The sequence below is a fragment of the Rhizobium sp. 32-5/1 genome, assembly GCF_029537235.1.
GTDB lineage: Bacteria > Pseudomonadota > Alphaproteobacteria > Rhizobiales > Rhizobiaceae > Pararhizobium.
On the sequence record NZ_CP120638.1, the window covers coordinates 2,211,277 to 2,232,558 of the forward strand.

11 protein-coding genes and 4 pseudogenes are annotated in these 21,282 nt (G+C 61.0%); 12 read left to right on the forward strand and 3 right to left on the reverse strand.

Features of this window, described 5'->3' with window-relative positions; genetic code table 11:
- Positions 1 to 47 precede the first annotated feature (47 nt).
- The 12 genes and pseudogenes from P6U16_RS11390 to trxA all read left to right on the forward strand — a co-directional run bounded on the left by P6U16_RS11390 (position 48) and on the right by trxA (position 17,928).
- Entirely contained in the window at positions 48 to 779 is a 732-nt protein-coding gene (locus tag P6U16_RS11390) for a response regulator transcription factor (RefSeq protein WP_071832510.1), read from the forward strand.
- A 186-nt stretch (positions 780 to 965) separates the two neighbouring features.
- Complete coding sequence (locus tag P6U16_RS11395; RefSeq protein WP_277703822.1) at positions 966 to 2,729, forward strand: sensor histidine kinase; 1,764 nt, start codon at positions 966 to 968, stop codon at positions 2,727 to 2,729.
- 35 nt (positions 2,730 to 2,764) lie between these two features.
- Positions 2,765 to 3,190 (forward strand): HPr kinase/phosphorylase, encoded by a 426-nt coding sequence (locus P6U16_RS11400; protein ID WP_277703823.1) that lies wholly within the window; start codon positions 2,765 to 2,767, stop codon positions 3,188 to 3,190.
- A 147-nt stretch (positions 3,191 to 3,337) separates the two neighbouring features.
- A complete protein-coding gene (locus P6U16_RS11405) occupies positions 3,338 to 3,739 on the forward strand; it encodes a PTS sugar transporter subunit IIA (protein ID WP_277700700.1) in 402 nt (133 codons plus the stop codon).
- A 17-nt stretch (positions 3,740 to 3,756) separates the two neighbouring features.
- Positions 3,757 to 4,029, forward strand: coding sequence for an HPr family phosphocarrier protein (locus P6U16_RS11410; protein ID WP_277700701.1), 273 nt, complete (start codon positions 3,757 to 3,759; stop codon positions 4,027 to 4,029).
- A 174-nt stretch (positions 4,030 to 4,203) separates the two neighbouring features.
- A complete protein-coding gene (gene ahcY, locus P6U16_RS11415) occupies positions 4,204 to 5,604 on the forward strand; it encodes an adenosylhomocysteinase (RefSeq protein WP_277700702.1) in 1,401 nt (466 codons plus the stop codon).
- 399 nt (positions 5,605 to 6,003) lie between these two features.
- Positions 6,004 to 8,490, forward strand: a pseudogene (locus P6U16_RS11420) (ATP-binding protein).
- A 6-nt stretch (positions 8,491 to 8,496) separates the two neighbouring features.
- Positions 8,497 to 10,004 (forward strand): annotated as a pseudogene (tsaE, locus tag P6U16_RS11425) (tRNA (adenosine(37)-N6)-threonylcarbamoyltransferase complex ATPase subunit type 1 TsaE).
- A 9-nt stretch (positions 10,005 to 10,013) separates the two neighbouring features.
- Positions 10,014 to 10,748, forward strand: a complete 735-nt coding sequence (locus tag P6U16_RS11430; protein ID WP_277700703.1) for a nucleotidyltransferase family protein — start codon at positions 10,014 to 10,016, stop codon at positions 10,746 to 10,748.
- A pseudogene (gene addB, locus P6U16_RS11435) lies at positions 10,749 to 13,939 on the forward strand (double-strand break repair protein AddB).
- Positions 13,929 to 17,500 (forward strand): annotated as a pseudogene (addA, locus tag P6U16_RS11440) (double-strand break repair helicase AddA). Before addB ends, addA begins: the two co-directional pseudogenes overlap by 11 nt.
- 59 nt (positions 17,501 to 17,559) lie before the next feature.
- A complete protein-coding gene (gene trxA, locus P6U16_RS11445; RefSeq protein WP_277703825.1) occupies positions 17,560 to 17,928 on the forward strand; it encodes a thioredoxin in 369 nt (122 codons plus the stop codon).
- A gap of 54 nt (positions 17,929 to 17,982) precedes the next feature.
- Here the strand turns inward: trxA and P6U16_RS11450 are convergent, their stop codons facing one another.
- From P6U16_RS11450 to trpA, 3 genes are all read right to left on the reverse strand, one after another.
- Entirely contained in the window at positions 17,983 to 19,326 is a 1,344-nt protein-coding gene (locus P6U16_RS11450) for a folylpolyglutamate synthase/dihydrofolate synthase family protein (protein ID WP_277700704.1), read from the reverse strand.
- Between the two features lie 146 nt (positions 19,327 to 19,472).
- Positions 19,473 to 20,390 (reverse strand): acetyl-CoA carboxylase, carboxyltransferase subunit beta, encoded by a 918-nt coding sequence (accD, locus tag P6U16_RS11455; RefSeq protein WP_277700705.1) that lies wholly within the window; start codon positions 20,388 to 20,390, stop codon positions 19,473 to 19,475.
- Between the two features lie 50 nt (positions 20,391 to 20,440).
- Entirely contained in the window at positions 20,441 to 21,280 is an 840-nt protein-coding gene (gene trpA / locus P6U16_RS11460) for a tryptophan synthase subunit alpha (protein WP_277700706.1), read from the reverse strand.
- Between the last annotated feature and the right edge of the window lie 2 nt (positions 21,281 to 21,282).

The following is a 21,282-nucleotide window of genomic DNA, read 5'->3' on the forward strand; positions in this document are numbered from 1 at the left end:
GGCTGGATCATTCGACCAGGAGCGCCTTACTGATGGAGCCACTTACGATGCAGACGATTGCACTTGTCGATGACGACCGAAATATCCTGACGTCCGTTTCCATTGCCCTGGAAGCGGAAGGGTATAAGGTCGAGACCTATACCGACGGTGCTTCCGCCCTTGACGGACTTCTCGCCCGCCCGCCGCAGCTGGCGATCTTCGACATTAAGATGCCGCGCATGGACGGCATGGAACTCCTGCGCCGGCTGCGCCAGAAATCCGATATTCCGGTGATCTTCCTGACGTCCAAGGATGAGGAAATCGACGAACTCTTCGGCCTGAAGATGGGCGCGGACGATTTCATCACCAAACCGTTTTCCCAGAGGCTTCTGGTCGAGCGGGTCAAGGCGATTCTGCGACGCTCGGCAAACAGAGAGGCAGCTGCGGCCGCCAACGCCGCCGGAACCCCCAAGTCGGCCGCCGACATTCAGGCCCGCTCACTGGAGCGCGGTCAACTCGCCATGGACCAAGAACGCCATACCTGCACCTGGAAGAACGAGCAGGTGACGCTGACCGTCACCGAATTCCTGATCCTGCATTCGCTGGCGCAGCGTCCCGGCGTCGTCAAGAGCCGCGATTCGCTGATGGATGCCGCCTATGACGAGCAGGTCTATGTCGACGACCGCACCATCGACAGCCACATCAAGCGGCTGCGCAAGAAGTTCAAGATGGTCGACAACGATTTCGACATGATCGAAACCCTCTACGGTGTCGGCTATCGTTTCCGCGAATCCGCCTGATTGTCACTGTGGGTTGTAGGGCACGGGTTGCGGCGGGGCCAGACTGGCGCGTTGCCTGACCTGCCTGTATGATTGTGTCGGGTTCCGCGCTTAAACCCATCTCGATGGCCTTGGGCTGAATGCCTGCCATACTCTTTAAGGACCGCACTGGCGGAAGTGGAAGGCTTGGTCGAAGTCTTGCGAAACATGGATGGGGATGACACCGACGGAAGAGGCCCTTCCGATCGGCGATGGGCGCATCCGTTTACCCTTGTCCGCCGCATCTTCGGCAATGCCGTCTTTTCCAGCCTGACACGCCGTATCCTTTTCTTCAATCTCGTCGCCCTCGTCGTTCTGGTCGGCGGCATCATGTATCTCAACCAGTTTCGCGAGGGACTGATCGACGCGCGTGTCGAAAGCCTGTTGACCCAGGGCGAAATCATCGCTGGCGCGATCGCGGCGTCCGCCTCCGTCGATACCAATTCGATTACCATCGACCCGGAAAAACTGCTCGAATTGCAGGCAGGGCAGAGCATCACCCCGCTGCCGAGCGACGAGGACCTCGAATTTCCGATCACCCAGGAGCGCGTGGCGCCCGTTTTGCGGCGGCTGATTTCGCCCACTAGAACCCGCGCCCGCCTGTTCGATGCCGATGCCGATCTGCTGCTTGATTCCCGCCACCTCTATACCGGTGGCCAGGTGCTGCGTTTCGATCTGCCGCCGATCGATCCGGAACCGGCCACCTGGTCGGAACGGCTGAATGGGCTGTTCAACCGCATCCTGCAGCCCGGCAATCTGCCGCTCTACAAGGAGCCACCCGGCGGCAACGGCTCGATCTATCCCGAGGTCATGAATGCGCTTACCGGTGTCCGTGGCGCTGTGGTGCGCGTTACAGAGAAGGGCGAGCTGATCGTCTCCGTCGCCGTGCCGGTGCAGCGGTTCCGTGCCGTGCTCGGCGTGTTGCTCCTATCGACCCAGGCGGGCGATATCGACAAAATCGTCCATGCCGAGCGCCTCGCCATCATACGCGTCTTCGGGGTGGCGGCCCTCGTCAACGTCATCCTGTCGCTGCTTCTGTCGAGCACGATCGCCAATCCCTTGCGCCGGCTGTCTGCGGCAGCCGTTCGTGTCCGCCGTGGTGGCGCTAAGGAGCGCGAGGAAATCCCGGATTTTTCCTCCCGCCAGGATGAGATCGGCAATCTCTCCGTGGCACTGCGCGAAATGACGACTGCACTCTACGACAGGATTGCCGCGATCGAGAATTTTGCGGCTGATGTCAGCCACGAACTGAAAAACCCGCTGACCTCGCTGCGCAGCGCCGTCGAGACCTTGCCGCTGGCCCGCACCGACGATTCCAAGAAGCGACTGATGGACGTCATCCAGCACGACGTGCGCCGCCTCGATCGCCTGATCAGCGATATTTCGGATGCGTCGCGGCTGGATGCCGAATTGGCGCGCAGCGATGCCAGCATTGTCGATCTGGAAAAGCTGCTTGGCGATCTCGTCAGTATTTCGCGCCAGATCCGCAGCCACAAGAAGGCCGTGCTTCTCGATTTCGTCGTCGATCGCAAGGATAATCCGAAAGCGCGCTTTGCCGTTGCCGGCTATGAACTGCGCATCGGCCAGATCATTACCAACCTGATCGAGAACGCCCGTTCCTTCGTGCCCGATCCGGGTGGCCGGATCGTCGTTCGGCTGACGCGGACCCGCAGCCGCTGCCTGATCCATGTCGAGGACAATGGTCCCGGCATTCAGGCGGAAGACATCGACCGCATCTTCGAGCGATTCTACACGGATCGACCGGATGGCGAGGATTTCGGCCAGAATTCCGGGCTTGGCCTGTCGATTTCGCGCCAGATCGCCGAAGCGCATGATGGAACGCTGAAGGCCGAAAACATCATTGATGCCAAGACCGGAACCATCGCCGGCGCGCGGTTCATCCTGTCCCTGCCGATCGAGTCCAACCCGTGACCGCCACGCCCTTCAATGTGCACGGCACGGCTATTGTGCTTGGGACGAGGGGATTTCTGCTGGTTGGACCATCCGGGACAGGAAAATCGACGCTCGCATTGACGCTGATGACGCAAGCAAGGCTGCATGGGGTCTATGCGGCTCTGATCGGCGACGATCAGGTTTTTGTCTCTGTAACCGGTGGACAGGTGATTGCACTTGGTCCGGAATCCATCCACGGCCTTCTGGAAATTCGCGGTGCCGGTATCGCTAACGTCGAGACGATTCCGTCCGCCGTTCTCCATTTCGCTCTCCGTCCGATCAGGATCGAAAAAGCGGATCGCCTGCCGCCCGAGGAGGAAGTCCATTGGCTGAGTGAGCGGATGTCTTTGCCTCTGCTGCGCTTGCCCTATGGCGACGGGCAGGATTCCTTTGCGATTTTGGAGCACTTCCTGCCTCAAAATTCAGCGTTTTGGGGATGAGTATATCGCAATTGCTGTCTCTGCGGCATTTTGGGCTTGCACTTCGGCTTTTCCTTGCCAAGATGGCCGCCCCAAAGGTGGACGAAATTGCTGCATTGCGATATCTGACCATCGAAGCGTTGCAGATGCACTTGGAGCATAGACATTATGATCGGACTTGTGCTTGTCACACACGGCAAGCTGGCTGAAGAGTTTCGTCATGCACTTGAGCATGTGGTCGGTCCGCAAAAGGCCATCGAAACTGTCTGTATCGGCCCCGAAGACGACATGGATCAACGGCGCCAGGATATTCTGGAGGCCGTCATCTCCGCCGATTCAGGCAAGGGTGTCATCATTCTCACCGACATGTTTGGCGGTACACCGTCAAATTTGGCCATTTCCGTGATGAAAAGCGGCGTTATCGAGGTGATTGCTGGCGTTAACCTGCCGATGCTGATCAAGCTGGCCGGCGTGCGGAGCGAAAGCGACATGGACCGAGCTTTGGTCGAGGCGTCGGAAGCCGGTCGTAAATACATCAATGTCGCCAGCCGCGTGCTCAGCGGTAAGTAACCGGAATGCACGCGCCGATGCCGCTCTCCCGTGAATTGCTGATCGTCAACAAAAGAGGCCTGCATGCCCGCGCCTCTGCCAAGTTCGTACAGATGGTCGAAGGCTATGACGCCGAAATCACCGTGTCGAAGGACGGCATGACTGTCGGCGGCACATCGATCATGGGCCTGATGATGCTGGCTGCCAGCACCGGATGCACCATCTTTGTCACCGCAAGCGGTGTACAGGCCCAGACGGCGCTTGATGCGCTCGACGCTCTCGTCGCCGACAAGTTCGGTGAGGAAATGTAAGTCAACGACATAAACATATAAAGACCTCTTTATATGACTGTTGCTCCAGGCGCTTTTTCCTGATAGGGGAATGCCAAACTCCCGCATCTGTTCGGGAGAACATGATTCTGTGCCACGCCTTCGCCTCTCTTATCTGGGGCCGGCCGGCGGAATGCCACCAGTCAGGAGACATCCATGAGCACCACCAACGACTATATTGTTGCCGATATCGGCCTCGCCGACTTCGGTCGCAAGGAAATCACCATCGCCGAAACCGAAATGCCGGGCCTGATGGCCTGCCGCGAAGAATTCGGCGCGTCCAAGCCGCTGAAGGGCGCACGCATCACCGGCTCGCTGCACATGACCATCCAGACAGCCGTTCTGATCGAGACTCTTGCCGTTCTCGGTGCGGAGATCCGCTGGGCCTCCTGCAACATCTTCTCGACGCAGGACCATGCTGCCGCCGCGATCGCTGCTAGCGGCATCCCGGTCTACGCCGTCAAGGGAGAAACTCTTGAAGACTATTGGATCTACACGGACAAGATCTTCCAGTGGGCCGATGGCGGCGTCTCCAACATGATCCTCGACGATGGCGGCGACGCCACCATGTATATCCTGCTCGGCGCCCGTGCCGAAGCTGGCGAAGACGTCTTGTCGAACCCGACTTCCGAGGAAGAGGAAATCCTCGTCGCCCAGATCAAGAAGCGCCTCGCCGCTTCACCGGGCTGGTTCACCAAGCAGCGCGATGCGATCAAGGGCGTGACCGAGGAAACCACGACCGGCGTCAATCGCCTGTACCAGCTCCAGGCCAAGGGCCTCCTGCCCTTCCCGGCGATCAACGTCAACGATTCCGTCACCAAGTCGAAGTTCGACAACAAGTACGGCTGCAAGGAATCGCTGGTTGACGGTATCCGCCGCGGCACCGACGTGATGATGGCCGGCAAGGTTGCCGTCGTCTGCGGTTACGGTGATGTCGGCAAGGGTTCAGCTGCCTCGCTGTCGGGCGCCGGCGCCCGCGTCAAGGTCACGGAAGTTGATCCGATCTGCGCCCTGCAGGCCGCCATGGACGGTTTCGAAGTCGTCCAGCTCGAGGACGTGGTCTCTTCCGCCGATATCTTCATCACGACGACCGGCAACAAGGACGTCATCCGCATGGACCACATGCGCGAAATGAAGGACATGGCGATCGTCGGCAATATCGGTCACTTCGACAACGAGATCCAAGTCGCATCGCTCAAGAACCTCAAGTGGACAAACATCAAGCCGCAGGTCGACATGATCGAGTTCCCGAAGGGCAACCGCATGATCCTGCTTTCGGAAGGCCGCCTGCTCAACCTCGGCAATGCCACCGGCCACCCGTCCTTCGTCATGTCTGCCTCGTTCTCGAACCAGGTACTGGCGCAGATTGAACTGTTCACGAAGGGCGATCAGTACGGCAAGGAAGTCTACGTTCTGCCGAAACACCTCGATGAAAAGGTCGCGCGTCTGCATCTTGCCAAGCTCGGCGTGAAGCTGACGGAGCTCTCCGAGGAACAGGCCGGCTATATCGGTGTGCCGACGCAGGGCCCGTTCAAGTCGGAACACTACCGCTACTAATCCTTACCCGGATAATCCACAACATATAGAAGCCGCGATCTTGACAAGAGATCGCGGCTTCTTTTTTGGGCCGCACCCTTCCCGACGATTCCCCGACCAAGTATGTTTTCAATATTGATTCGTGATGGAGATGCGGACCTCCGGTATCGCGAATTGGGATGTCTTGTCGTTTATGCGGCAACGGACGAAGACATGCCGGAAATGCGATCGGATTGAACGAGCCTGCGTTTGCGGGACATCATTTGTATTCTGCGTGGCGATTTGCAACCGGACCAGAAACCTCACGATCGCGCTCCACTGACAAGGTCGGGGCACGCTCCAAGGTATTGAATACGCGTGTGATCGCCATGGCCGATTCGGCTTTGGCATCATGTGTTGTGCAAACGGGGAAAGCACGCCATGAAAACAGACTTTTTAGTGCGCGCTTGCGCCGGCGGACTTATGCGGCGGCTCGTACGCCGGCTGGGCTCCGGTACGGTGTTTGTTGCAGCCACGACCCCGGCCCATGCCTCCGTCAATGACTTCCTCGCCACCGGTACAATCTTTCGGTCATCGGAGGTGATTACCTTCTCCGTGCTGATCGGCGTCATTTCTGCAGCGATGATCTCTGCCATCTGGCTCATTCGCCAGCGCGGCAATATCGAAACCGAAAACCGCGAGTTGAATGCGGCGCTTGCCGATGCCAATCAGCGGATTTCCCGCTTCCAGGCCCTGATTGCCGACAAGAACCGCCGCATCGTCGTCTGGGACGGCCTATCCGACAAACCGGAATTCCTAGGACAGCTGCCGGCCGAAACCGGCGCACCGCAGGACGATCGGGATTTCCTCGCCTTCGGCCGCTGGATCAAATCGACATCCGCATCCGAACTGGAAAAGGCGATCGAACTGTTGCGCTCTTCAGCGCAGAGCTTCGATCTCGTTTTGGAAACAAGCCGAAACGAGGTGCTCGAGGCGCAGGGACGCGTGTCCGGCGGCCGCGCCTTCGTGCGCTTCGTGGCACTCAACAATCTGCGCGCAGAACTCGCCGATCTGAAGCTGGAACGCGATCGCCTGCATTCTTCACTTTCCTCGTTCCAGACGATGCTCGATTCGATCGACCTGCCTGTCTGGCAGCGCGGGCCGGACGGCAATCTCCTTGGGTCAACCATGCCTATGCCGAATCGGTCGAGGCACCGGCTCCGGCCGTTGCGATCCGGGAAGGCCGGGAATTGCTGGCCACCGTCGCCCGGGAAAAGATCCGGTCCGTCAGCACCTATGACACGCCTTACCGCGACAAGGTCTCGACCGTGGTTCGCGGGAACCGCACCTTCTTCGACGTTGTTGATGCCAAGAGCCCAGTGGGTTCCACCGGCATTGCCATCAATGTCTCCGAGGCCGAGGCTGTTCGCGAGGAGCTGAACCGGACGCTGAAAAGCCATTCGGAGACGCTCGACCATCTTGCCACGGCTGTTGCCACATTCGACGGCAGCCAACGTCTGCAATTCTACAATCAGGCATTTCAGGCTCTTTGGGAGCTTGATATGGGTTTCCTCGAGCGCAAGCCTGGGAACGGCGAAATTTTTGACCGCCTACGCGCCGGTAGCAAGCTCCCCGAACAGCTGAACTGGAAGCAATGGAAGGATCAGGCGCTTTCCGTCTATCAGGCGATCGATACACAGACCGATCTCTGGCATCTGCCGAACGGACAGACGCTGCGGGTTTTCGCCACCGCCCGGCCGCAGGGCGGCGCCACCTGGGTGTTCGAAAACCTCACCGAGAAAGTCGACCTGGAAACGCGCTACAATACGCTCGTCCAGGTGCAGGGCGAGACCATCGACCATCTATCGGAAGGCGTCGCGGTGTTCGGACCGGATGGCCGCATCAAGCTTTCCAACCCGGCCTTCCGCGCGCTCTGGGGCGTAAGCGAGGCGGAAATGAAACCCGGCACGCATATCCGCGCGATCGAACAGGCCTGCATTTCTTCCTACGACCAGCCTGATGGCTGGAAGCGCTTTGCGCATATCATCACCAGCTTCGACGACGAGCGGCCATCCTGCCAGGGCGTGCTTGAACTACGTACCGGGTTGATCCTCGATTTTGCCGTCATTCCGCTGCCGAATGCCCAGACGATGCTGACCTTCGTCAACATCACCGACAGCGCTCGCGTCGAGCGGGCGCTTACGGAAAAACGAAGCCTTGCGGCTTGCGGATTCGCTGAAAAACGACTTCGTCCAGCACGTCTCCTATGAGCTGCGCTCGCCGCTCACCAACATCATCGGTTTTGCCGACCTGTTGAAGACGCCGACCTTCGGCGAACTAAACGAACGGCAGGCGGAATATGTCGATCACATCTCGACGTCATCCTCCCTGCTTCTGACCATCGTCAACGACATTCTCGATCTTGCCACCGTCGATGCCGGCATCATCGAACTCGATCTGTCCGAAATCAACCTGACCGACTTCCTCGACGAAGTGTCGCTGCAAATGGCGGACCGGCTGCAGGAAAGCGCCGTCACGCTGCGCGTCGACGCGCCAGACATGCTCGGCCTCTTTGTCGCCGATCATCAGCGGCTGAAGCAGATCCTGATCAAGCTTTTAACCAACGCAGCGAATTTTGCCCCGGATGGGAGCACGATCAGCCTGAAGTGCCGCCGCGAAGGCTGCGACTTCGTCTTCAGCGTTTCGGACAACGGTCCCGGCATCCCGCAGGATATTCTCGATACCGTGTTCAACCGCTTCGAGAGCCACGGCCAGCATGGCGGCGCCGGGCTTGGCCTGTCCATAGTGGAGAGCTTCGTCAGCCTCCACCACGGCACGGTGTCGATCCACAGCGATGAAGGCAAGGGCACGGAAGTCACCTGCCGCATTCCCTCCGGCGACCTGCCCAAAGCCGAAGCGGCGGAATAACGGGACATGCAGCCGATCGAGCTTTTCCTCAAGGACGAGGCGGCGACCATCGCGTTCGGCGAAGATCTGGCGCTGGCGCTGAAGGCCGGCGACTGCCTGGCTCTCTCCGGCGATCTCGGGACCGGCAAATCGACGCTCGCCCGCGCCTTCCTGCGCGCCATGGCCGACGACGAAACGCTCGACGTGCCGAGCCCCACCTTCACGCTCGTTCAGGCCTACGACCTGCGCATTCCAGTTGCGCATTTTGACCTCTATCGCCTGGGCGATGTTTCGGAGCTGGACGAGCTTGGCTTTGATGAGGCGCTCGCGGACGGCATCTGCCTGGTCGAATGGCCTGAAAAGGCGCTGGCTGGCCTGCCGAAGGACCGGCTGACAATGGCTTTGTCACATATCGGCGAAGGCCGTGCCGTGATGCTTTCGGGCAGTGACCCAGCGCTGGAGAGGATTGCCCGCAGCCTGACGATCCGGGCCTTCCTGACGGACAACGGCTATCCTTCAGTACGGCGGCGGCATCTGAGCGGCGATGCCTCGGCACGGGCCTATGAACGCATAGAGACTGCGGACGGCCCGGCGACCATCCTGATGGATGCAGCACGCCACAAGCCGGGCCCGATCCTGCAGGATGGAAAATACTACCAGCAGCTGGCCCATATCGCCGAAGACGTGATCCCGTTCGTCGCGATCGGCGCGGCGCTGCGGCGCAAGGGGCTATGCGCACCGGAAATCCATGCGGCGGATCTCGATGCCGGCATCCTGCTGATCGAAAATCTCGGCAGCGACGGCATTGTGGATGCGGACGGCAAGCCAATCGCGGACCGCTATCTCGAAAGCATCCGACTTCTGGCGCAGCTGCACGCGGCACCGCCGGAGCGCGACATCAAGGTGGCTGACACTATCGTCCACCATGTTCCGGATTTTGATCGCACGGCGATGAAGATCGAGACACAGTTGCTGATTGATTGGTTCCTACCCTGGAAACGCGGCGCACCGGCCTCGGACGAGGAGCGAGCGGGCTACGCATCGATCTGGGACAACCTGATCGATCTCCTGGCGTCATCGGAGAAAAACCTGCTGCTGCGCGATTATCATTCACCCAACATCATCTGGCGCGAGGAGCGCAGCGGCACCGACCGGATCGGGATCATCGATTTCCAGGATGCGATGATCGGTCCGACGGCCTATGACGTCGCCTCCCTGACCCAGGATGCAAGGGTGACCATCGAGCCGGACCTTGCGGCCGCCTTTCTCAGCGAATACATCGCTATCCGCCAATCGCAGGGCGGATTCAATGAGGCGACCTTCCTGCGCGATTGGCATCTGATGTCGGCGCAGCGCAACTGCAAGCTTGTCGGCATCTGGGTGCGATTGATGCAGCGGGATGGCAAAGCCGGCTACATGAAGCATATGCCGCGCACATTTGCCTATCTCAACGTCGCGCTTCAACATCCTTCCTCGCGCCCTTGCGCGATTGGTGCATAAAGGCTGGAATCCTTTCCACCGAATCAGCGGATTGATTGCCAGATATGCCGATTACGAATGCCATGGTGCTGGCCGCAGGGCTGGGTACCCGCCTGCGCCCGATCACCGATACCATGCCGAAGCCTCTGGTGCGCGTGGCCGGCGCCCCGATGATCGATACTGTGCTCGACCTTCTGGCTGGGGCGGGGGTAAAAACGGCCGTCGTCAACGTGCATCATTTCGCCGACCGCGTGGAAGCGCATCTTGCCAAACGGACCAGCCCGAACATTCTCTTCTCGGATGAGCGCGACGGGCTGATGAACTCCGGCGGGGGCCTCGCAAAAGGCCTGAAGCTGCTGCCAGATGGACCGGTGCTGGTGATGAATGCCGACCTGTTCTGGATCGGCGAAACGCCGGGAAAACCGACGAACCTGCAGCGCCTCGCCGGCTTTTTCGATGCCGACACGATGGATATGGCGCTGCTTTGCGTCCGGCTGGAGGACACCACCGGCCACAACGGCAAGAAGGACTTCTCGCTGGCTGACGACGGCCGGCTGACCCGCTACGCCGAGGGCCTTCCGAACCCGGTGGTCTATGCCGGCGCCATCGCCATGCAGTCCGGCCTTCTCGCCGATGCACCCGAAGACGCCTTTAATCTCAATATTTATTTCGACCGGGCTATCGAAAAAGGCCGGCTCTTCGCCATCGTCCTCGAAGGACACTGGCTGACGGTCGGAACGCCCGAGGCGATCGGCGATGCGGAAGAGACGATCGCCCGGTTCCAGGCAAAGGCCGGCTGAATGGCGGACACCGCAACCAATGTCTTCACGATCCCGGCCGGGTTGCCTTTCCTGAAGACCTTGGTCAAGAGCTTGTGTCAGGGCAAGCTCGTCCCCGGTTTCCGCTATGACCCGGCCGATCCACTGTCGCTGGCCGGCGTGACGATCTTCGTGCCGACACGGCGCTCCGCCCGCGTGCTGCGCTCGGAACTGGTGGATTATCTCGGCGGCCGTTCGGCGATCCTGCCGATGATCCGGGCGCTGGGCGAAACCGATGACGACAGCGGTTTCTTCGATGCCGAAGTCCCAGCCATCCTCGATCTCAGCCCGCCGCTGCCCGGCACATCGCGGCTGATCGAGCTCGGTCGGCTGGTGCTCGCCTGGCGCAACCAATTGCCCAAGATCGTGCTCGACATCCACGCCGAAAGCCCGCTGATCGCGCCGGCGAGCCCTGCGGATGCGATCTGGCTTGCGAAAAATCTCGCCGAACTGATCGATGCGATGGAAACCGAGGAGCTGGATTGGGAGGCGCTCGATACGATCGAGGCCGCAGATCATGCGCTCTGGTGGACACTGACGCTGGAATTTCTGAAGATCGCCCGCACCTACTGGCCGGCACGATTGGAGGAACTGAAGCAATCCTCGCCTGCGCGGCACCGCAATGCCATCTTGCAGGCCGAAGTCCAGCGGATCGCCGCCGGCAAGGTTACCGGACCGATCATCATTGCCGGCTCGACAGGTTCCATTCCAGCAACGGCAGACCTGATCGCAGCGGTCCAGAAGCTTGAAAACGGTACCATCGTCCTGCCCGGCCTGGACGAAACCATGAGCGATGCGGAATGGCCGATGATCGCCTCGGACGGCGAGACGGTCTCCGGGAAGCCCGGCCCGGCCAGCCGCAGCCACCCGCAATATGGTTTCTTCCGCCTGCTCAAGCGCATGGGGATCGCGCGCAGCGACATCCCGGCACTTGCGCCGGCCGAGCCTGACCTCGCCTACCGGGCCATTCTGCTGTCCCAGGCGCTGCTGCCGGTTCAGGCGACGAGCGGCTGGCCGGGCCTGCGCGCCGATGTCGATACAGTCCGCAGGGATGACGCCTTCCGGGATGTGGCCTTGATCGAAACCGCCAATGAACGGGAGGAGGCGACCGCCATCGCGATCGCCCTGCGGTTGGCACTCCAGGACAATGATGAAAGCCAGGCGGCGCTGATCACACCGGATCGCGATCTCGCACGCCGGGTTGCGGCCGAACTGACACGGTTTGGCATCGAGGCGGACGATTCGGCCGGTACGCCGCTCTCCTCGACGCCGGCCGGGACGCTGCTGCGCCTTTTGCTGGAGGCAACCTTGCGCCCCGGCGATCCGGTCGCCGTCACCGCGCTTCTGAAACATCCGCTGGCGCGGTTTGGTCTGCCCGCCGATCAGGTACGGAAGTCTACCGATACTCTGGAACTGCTCGCCCTTCGCGGCGGCACGGCCATGGTCGATATTTCCGATCTCGAAGCGCTTCTCGACCAGGCGCTTGCCCGGCAGGTCGATGACCGCCATCGCCCGGAATGGCGCGCCGGCCTCGACGAGGAGGCCATTGTCGCCAGCCGGGGCCTCGCCATCCGGATCGCCGCTGCCGTCGAGCCGTTGGCTGGAACGCTGGTGCGCCGCCAGCCGAGCGGGCGCGGCCTCACCGCTTCCCTGACGCTCGCCGAGTGGGCGACGAAAACCGGGCAGGCGTTGGAAGCGGTCACCACGGACGAAAATTCAAGCCTGGCCGGGCTCTGGTCTGGCGAAGCCGGCGATGCGCTGGCGACGCTGCTGCGCACCATCATCGAGACCGATGGCCAGATGACCGCCGACGGGCCGCAATGGAGCGACATCATGGAGGCGCTGTCGGCGAGCGAGGCGATCAAACCGCGCTCGATGCGGCATCCCCGCGTGTTCATTTTCGGCGCACTGGAATCCCGCCTGCAGAGCGTCGATCTCGTTGTTCTCGGTGGTATGAACGAAGGCACATGGCCGGGACAGACGGCAAACGATCCCTTCCTCTCCCGCACCATGAAGACTGCCATCGGGCTGGAACCGCCGGAGCGGCGCATTGGTCAGCTGGCGCACGACCTGCAAATGGCCTGCGGCACCCGCAAGCTGATCTTCACCCGCGCCATGCGCAAGGGGCGACGCCGACGGTTGCGTCGCGCTGGCTGCAACGGCTGCTGGCGGTCGGCGGCAAGAGTTTTGCGGAAGGACTGCGTGACAATGGTCGGGACTATGTTTCCTGGGCCGGCATGCTCGACAAGGACGGGTTCCAGCCTCTGGCGGAACGGCCACAACCGAAACCCGAGCCGGAATTCCAGCCGCGCAAATATTCTTTCAGCGAAGTGAGCCAGCTTCGCCGCGATCCCTATGCCATCTATGCGCGGCGCATCCTGCGCCTGCAGCCGGTGGATCCGTTCAATCGCGATCCAGGTGCCTCGGAGCGCGGCACGCTTTATCACCGCATCGTTGATCGGTTTGTCCGCGGCGGCTTTGATCCTGCCGCGCCCACGGCAAACGAGGAGATGAGCCGGATTCTGAACGAAGTCTTCGATGCCGAAATGCTGCCACCCCATATCGACGTCGTCTGGCGTCCGCGCTTCGCCGCGGTCGGAAAGGCCTTCATCCAATGGGAGGCGGAGCGCAAAGGGGCTATCAGCAAATCCTATACCGAGGTTCCGGCCAGCATGGAGCTCGGCATTGGGGGCATCCGCCTGACCGGTGTCGCCGACCGCATCGATGTTCTCGGCGACGGTTCGGTTTCCCTCATCGATTACAAGACCGGCTCCAATCCATCGCTCAAGGAAGCGCGAGCTCTGCTCGATCCGCAGCTGGCGCTGGAGGCCGCAGCGGTCAAGGCCGGCAACTTTTCAGTCGTCGGCAAGCGGCATCCGCAATCGCTGCTTTATGTCAGGCTGAAACCCGGCGAACGTTTTTCGTCCGAAGAGGTGAACAACGAGCATGCCAAGGCGCGCGCCAATGTGCAGAACAAATCCGCCGACCAGCTGGCGGAAGAATCCCTGAAGGAACTGACGGGCCTGCTTACGGCGCTTATGAGCAGGAAACACGGATTTGCCTCCCGCCTGATCGTCCAGAAGGAACGCGACTATGGCGGCGAGTACGACCATCTCGCCCGCGTCGCCGAGTGGACCACCGCCGACAGCGAGGATGACAGCGATGAGGCATGATGATTTCGGCCCGGCTGAACCCTCGCCGCAGGGCTGGCTCGATTGGACCTCGGCGAAACAATCGCTGGCTTCGGATCCTTCTCGCTCCGCCTGGGTCTCAGCCAATGCCGGCTCCGGCAAGACGCATGTGCTAACGCAGCGCGTCATCCGACTGTTGCTTGCTGGATGCCGGCCCTCCGCCATTCTCTGCCTCACCTATACCAAGGCGGCTGCGTCCGAAATGTCGAACCGCGTCTTCGAGCGGCTGGCGGAATGGGTGACGCTTGACGATGCCGCGCTGGAGGCACGGATCCGAGAGATCGAGGGCGAACCGCCTTCGCTTTTCAAGCTGCAGGAGGCGCGCCGCCTGTTTGCCGAGCCCTCGAAACACCGGGTGGCCTGAAGATCCAAACCATTCACGCCTTCTGCGAAGCGCTTTTGCACCAGTTTCCGCTGGAGGCCAATGTCGCCGGGCATTTCTCGGTTCTCGACGACCGGGCCTCCGCGACGCTGCTTGCCGATGCCCGGCGCGCGCTTTTGACGGCAACCGCCAGCGAAGACGATATCGAACTGACCGAGGCCTTCGCCACTGTGCTGGAACTGGCCGACGATACGGGGCTGGAAAAGCTGCTGTCGGCAATCATTGCCAATCACACCGCCATCCAGGCGTTCCTCGACCATGCCGAAACCAGGGGCGGCACGCAGGCAGCGCTTCGCTCAGGCCTTGGCCTCAATCCAGACGAGACGGCGGAGACCATCATAGCTTCGGCTTGGCCGCTTGACGGGCTGAACGGTGCGGCGCTGGAACGTTACATTTCGCTGGGTCTTGGCGCCGGCGCAAAGGTCGCGGCCGTGGCCGAAAGTCTGCGGCTCGCCAGTCGAACGGCGAATTCTCTTCAGCGTTACGCGGCTCTTCGCAGCGCTTTTTTCAACGACGACGGTCAAGGCAAGCCGAAGGCAGAATCAAGTTTCTTTTCCGTGCCGATGCGCAAGGGTGCGCCAGACTTGGAAACCCTTGTGATCGCCGCTCGCGATCAGATGCTAGCATTGAGCGATCGGCTCAATCTCCTGCGCATGTTCGAGGCGACGCTGGCGGCGCTGGTGCTCGCCGATCGCTTGAACCGGGACTATGAGGACATCAAGAAGAGCCGCAGCCAGCTCGATTTCGACGACCTGATCAACCGGACGGCGACGCTTCTGTCGCGTGGCGATGTCAGCCCGTGGATCCACTACAAGCTCGACCAGGGCATCGATCATATTCTCGTCGACGAAGCGCAGGATACGAGCCCCGTTCAATGGACGATCATCCAGTCGTTGACGGAGGATTTCTTTTCTGGCGAAACGGCCCGCGGCGACAACCGCACCATGTTTGCCGTGGGTGACGAAAAACAATCGATCTATTCATTCCAAGGTGCCCGACCCGAGCGCTTCTCCAACGAGAGCATCGAAACGGAACGGCGGGTGCGGGCCGGCGAGCGGCTGTTCAGCGCCATCCGTCTGCAACTGTCGTTCCGCTCCACCGAGGACGTGCTTTCGGCCGTCGATACCGTCTTTGAACATCCGGCCCACGCGCGGGGTTTGAGTGCCCGCAACGAGGCGGTGGTGCATGCCTCGAACCGCATCGGGCATCCGGGCATCGTCGAGGTCTGGGACGAAATCGCGCCCGCCAAGACCATCCAGGAAGACGAATGGACGGCCGCCTTCGACGCAACACCGGAAAGCGCGCCGGTCAACATTCTGGCCCAGCGGATCGCGGCTGTTCTTGCCGAATGGATCGCTCGCGAGAACGTGGTGGAAAAGGGCGTCGCGCGGCCGATGCAGCCCGGCGACATCATCGTTCTGGTGCGCAAGCGCGATGCCTTCGTCAATGCACTGACGCGGGCTCTGAAGAGACGGGGCAATATTCCGGTTGCCGGCGCCGACCGGCTCGTTCTCACCAGCCATATCGCCATCCAGGACCTGATGGCGCTGGGCCGCTTCGTCCTGCTTCCGCAGGACGACCTGTCGCTGGCAGCGTTGTTGAAAAGCCCGCTCTTCAATCACAGCGAAGAGGCGCTTTTCGATCTGGCGGCGCGACGGGGGCCGACCGAGGGTCTCTGGTCGCGGCTGCAGACCGTGGCTGCGGATGAGGCAAGCCCCTGGCACGGGACGGAACGGCTGCTTTCGACCTATGCGAAGCTCGCAAGACAACTGCCCGTCCATGATTTCTATGCGCGCATTCTGGGGCCTGCCGGCGGGCGGGCGGCGTTTCTCGGGCGGCTCGGCAGCGAAGTCAGCGATATCCTCGACGAATTCCTGACCTTTGCGCTCGATCACGAGAAAAACGGCCTGCCCGGCCTGCAGGCCTTCATTTCCGGCCTCGAAATGGAGGCACCGACCGTCAAGCGTGAGCAGGACAAGGAGCGCAACGAGGTGAGAATCATGACCGTGCATGCGGCCAAAGGGCTGGAGGCGCCGGTGGTGTTTCTGGTCGATGGCGGCAGCAAGGCATTTAAGCCCCAGCATGTCTCCGGCTTGCGCCTGATGGAGAGCGGCAAGGATTTCATGTCTCCTGTCAAGCTACCGATCTGGCGCCCGCCCGGTGCCGCCTCCAATTCAATCACGGACCTTGATACCGAAAGATTGAAAACCGCAGCCGAAGAGGAATATCGCCGTCTGCTCTATGTCGGCATGACGCGAGCGGCTGACCGGCTGATCGTCTGCGGCTATCGCGGCAAGCTACAGAATTCGGATACATGGCATGCAATGGTCACGACAAGCCTCTCGACCGACACCAAGGGACGCTGCACGCCGCAGCTCTTCGAAGTGGCCGAGCAGCAATGGTCCGGCCATGTCTGGCGCGTATCGGGCGGCCCCCAGCGATCTGGGGTCGCGGTCCGTAGCGAGCGGGAAACAACGGCCGAGCGCAAGCCCCTGCCGCCGGCCTTGTCGCAAGTCCTGCCACCGCAAAGGCATCTGCCGCGCCCCTTGAGCCCTTCCGGTGCCGGCGTCATCATCGATGATGACGCTGCGGATCTGGCCATCAGATCGGCCCTGTTTTCGCCCAAGGCCGCTCCGCACCTATCGCTGCTGCGCGGTTCGATCCAGCACCGTTTTCTGCAGATGCTGCCATCGATCCCGCCGGACGATCGCCTGGCCGCCGCCGAGCGCTATCTGGAACGCTCCGTTCCAACCTGGTCACTGGAAGAGCGGCAATCACTGATCGCGTCTGTTTTCGGCGTGCTGGATCATCCGGATCTGACCGATCTCTTTACCGAGCAGGCCCGCGCCGAAGTCGCCCTGATGGGCACCTTGAAGCTTGGACGACGCGATTATGCCGTGTCGGGGCGGATCGACAGGCTGGCGGTGACGGGAAAGACCGTCGTAATCGCCGATTTCAAGACCAACAGGGACGTGCCGGAAACGGCAGACGCCGTGCCCTTCACCTACAAGGCGCAGCTGGCGATCTACCGGGCACTGCTGCGGCCGCTTTATCCGGATCACGCTTTCCGCTGCGTGCTGATCTATACCGAAGGGCCGCATGTTCTGGCCTTGCCGGAGGCAATGCTCGACAGCAGCCTTGAAGAGCTCGCGACAAAGTGAGATACCCCATATTGAAAACCAGGGGCCGGCGCCTCACATCATGGGCAACCGTTTCCCGAATACCGAATTCGGAACCGCCAAAATTCGAAACCAAGGAGCAGCCTATGGCTACCGTAAAAGTCGATACATCCAATTTTCAGGCCGAAGTCCTGAATTCTGCCGAGCCTGTGGTCGTGGACTTCTGGGCCGAATGGTGTGGTCCGTGCAAGATGATCGGACCGAGCCTCGAGGAAATCTCCAACGAGATGGCCGGCAAGGTCAAGGTCGTCAAAGTCAACATCGACGAGAACCCGGAAATCGCCGCCCAGTACGGCGTGCGCTCGATCCCGACGCTGGCAATGTTCAAGGCCGGTGAAGTGGCTGACATCAAGGTCGGTGCAGCGCCGAAGACAGCACTGACATCGTGGATCTCCACAGCAGCTGCCTGATCGTTTCCCACATGGATTCCGAAGGCCCGGCTTGCCCGGGCTTTTTTGTGCCGGTTATTTCGGCGGCGTTCCATTGTCGGCCAAAACGTCACCGACAAGATAGAGCGAACCGCCGATGAGGATTCGCGGCGAAACCAGGTCGTTTTCGAACATCTCACGGATGGCTGCCAGTGCTTCCGAAACGCCTGAGACGGCGCCGGACTCAAAACCTGCGGACGCTGCATCATCCGCCAGCGCAACCGGATCGATGCCAGCATCGGAGCCGCGGATCGGCACGGTGAAGACCTGTTCCGCCAGTCCCTTGAAAGCATTGAAGTAACCGACTGGATCCTTGGTATTGATCATGCCGATGATCAGGAACAGGGGACGCGGATCGCGTTCCTCGAAATTCGCCATGGTTTCGGCGATCACCTGGCCGGCGCCGGGATTGTGCCCGCCATCGACCCAGATTTCCGCGCCGGGAGGCGCGATTTCCGCTAGGTTTCCGAGCGTCAGCCGCTGCATGCGGCCCGGCCATTCCACCGATTGCAGCCCCTGCTCGATGGCGCGGTCAGGTACATCGAAACCGGCCGCCTTGACCGCGCGGATGGCTGCAGCTGCATTGGCATATTGATGGCGACCGACAAGCCGCGGCAAAGGAAGATCGGAAAGGCTGAATTCGTCCTGATAGATCAGCCGCCCGAATTCTTCATGGGCCATGAAGTCCTGGCCGTACACCGTATAGGGACAGCCGAGGCGATCTGCGGTCGATATCAGCACTTCGCGTGCCGCATCCTCTTCCTGATAGCCGATCACCACGGCGCAGCCGCGCTTCATGATACCGGCCTTTTCCGCCGCAATCAGTTCCACCCGGTCGCCGAGATAGGCCTGATGATCGAGCGAGATCGGCATGATCACCGAGACGGCCGGCTTCGCAATGACGTTGGTGGCATCGAACCGACCGCCGAGGCCGACCTCGAGAATGGCGACGTCGGCGGGGTTCTCCGCAAACAGCAGGAATGTGACCGCCGAAAGAATTTCAAAAACCGTGATCTTCTGTCCGCCATTGGCATCTGCCACGCGCCGGACGGCATCGGCCAGCACGGCATCGGCGACCAGCTCGCCCCGTCCGTCCTTGACGCCCAGCCGGTAGCGTTCATGCCAGTTGACCAGATGCGGCGAGGTATGCACATGGACGCTCAGGCCCGCCGCCTCGAGCATGGCGCGCGAAAAGGCCGTTACCGAGCCCTTGCCGTTGGTGCCGGCGACATGGATGACCGGAGGCAGACGGTCCTGCGGATTACCGAGGGTGGCGAGCAACCGGGTGATCCGGTCCAGCGAGAGATCGAACCCCTTGGGATGGAGACCGAGAAGCTTCTCGATTTCCTGCGCCGCTTCGCTGACTTTCACTGCCGTCATCGTCTTTCCCCGGATATCCCGGCGACCGGCGGCTCAAACACGGACGCCGGCGTCACACGAGTAGCTTAACGTAAAACCGCCTCTGCGCAGATACGAACGCAAAGGCGGCGATAGCGGCAAATCTTGCCCGGAGGCCGACCGTTAAATCAGGCGCTGGCCGCGATCGGAAGTGCTGCGACCGGAACGGCCGCGCCATTGGTCTTTACGGCTTCGGCAGGCTTCTTCATCAGGATCTTCAATACGCTGGCAAGCGTTTCGGGAATATCGTGCCGCTTGATCACCATATCGACCATACCATGCTCCAGAAGGTATTCCGACGTCTGGAACCCTTCAGGCAGCTTTTCGCGAATCGTCTGTTCGATGACGCGCTTGCCGGCAAAGCAGATTTCAGCACCCGGCTCCGCCAGATGCAGGTCGCCCAGCATGGCATAGGAGGCGGTGACGCCGCCAGTGGTCGGATTGGTCAGGACAACAATATAGGGAAGGCCCGCTTCCTTCAGCATCTGCACGGCAACGGTGGTGCGCGGCAGCTGCATCAGCGACAGGATGCCTTCCTGCATACGGGCGCCCCCGGATGCCGGGAAAATCACCAGCGGACATTTTTCTGAGATTGCCCGCTCAAAGGCCTTGATGATCGCTTCGCCGGCAGCAATACCAAGCGAGCCGCCCATGAAATTGAATTCATGCACGACGCCGACGAGCTTGACGCCGCGGCAGCGGCCGACACCGGCAACGATCGTGTCTTCGAGATCCGTCTTTACGCGGCTGTCGCGCAGGCGGTCAGTGTATTTCTTGGAATCGCGGAATTTCAGCGGGTCCTGTGCCACCTTCGGCTGGGCCAAGGCCTCATAGACGCCGTCATCGAACAGGTCCTTCAACCGCGCCTTGGCCGGCATTTTCATGTGGAAGCCGGAGGCTGGAATAACCCACTTGTTCTCCTCGAGATCGCGGTGAAAGACCATTTCGCCGGTTTCCGGGCATTTGATCCACAGATTCTCGGCGACTTCCCGACGACCCAGCATCGAGTTGATCTTCGGGCGAACGTAGTTTGTGATCCAGTTCAAATCGAAACTCCTGAATATTCACAGTCGGGTCTGCGCCACAATGTGGGCAATTATTCGGCCGCTGCAAGTCTTGCGGTGCGGACGCCGGCCGAAAGGCCCCGCACCAGCGTTTCTACACCGGGCACGGTCGCACCGGTGGCCTGTCCATCTTCGGTCAGGCTTGATGCAACCTGATTGATGATCGCCGTGCCGACGACGACACCGTCAGCAGACGCGCCAATCGCTCGTGCATGCTCCGGCGTCTTGACACCGAAACCGACGCAGACCGGCAGCTTCGTGTGGCCCTTGATCCGCTGGACGGCGCCCGACACCAGCGACGGATCCGGCAAAGCCGAACCGGTGATGCCGTTCATCGATACGTAGTAGACGAAGCCCGACGTGTTCTGCAAAACCTTCGGCAGGCGTTTGTCATCGGTCGTCGGTGTTGCCAGGCGGATAAAGTTGAGACCTTTTTCCAGCGCCGGGATGCAAAGCTCATCATCCATTTCCGGCGGCAGATCGACGACGATCAGGCCATCGATACCGGCGGTTAGCGCGTCCTCAACGAAACGATCAACGCCATAGATGTAGATGGGGTTGTAATAGCCCATCAAAACGATCGGTGTATCCTGATCGTCCGCACGAAACCGTCGGGCAAGCTCAAGCGTCTTGACCAGCGTCTGGCCGCCCTTCAGCGCACGCTGGCCGGCCAGCTGGATTGCCGGACCATCGGCCATCGGATCGGAAAACGGCATGCCGAGTTCGATGACATCGGCACCAGCCGACGGCAGCGCTTTCATGATCGACAGCGAGGTTTCGAAATCCGGATCACCGCCCATGAAATAGGTGACCAGCGCCGGCCGGCCTTCGGCGGCGAGATCGGCAAAACGTTTGTCCATGCGTGCGGTCATCG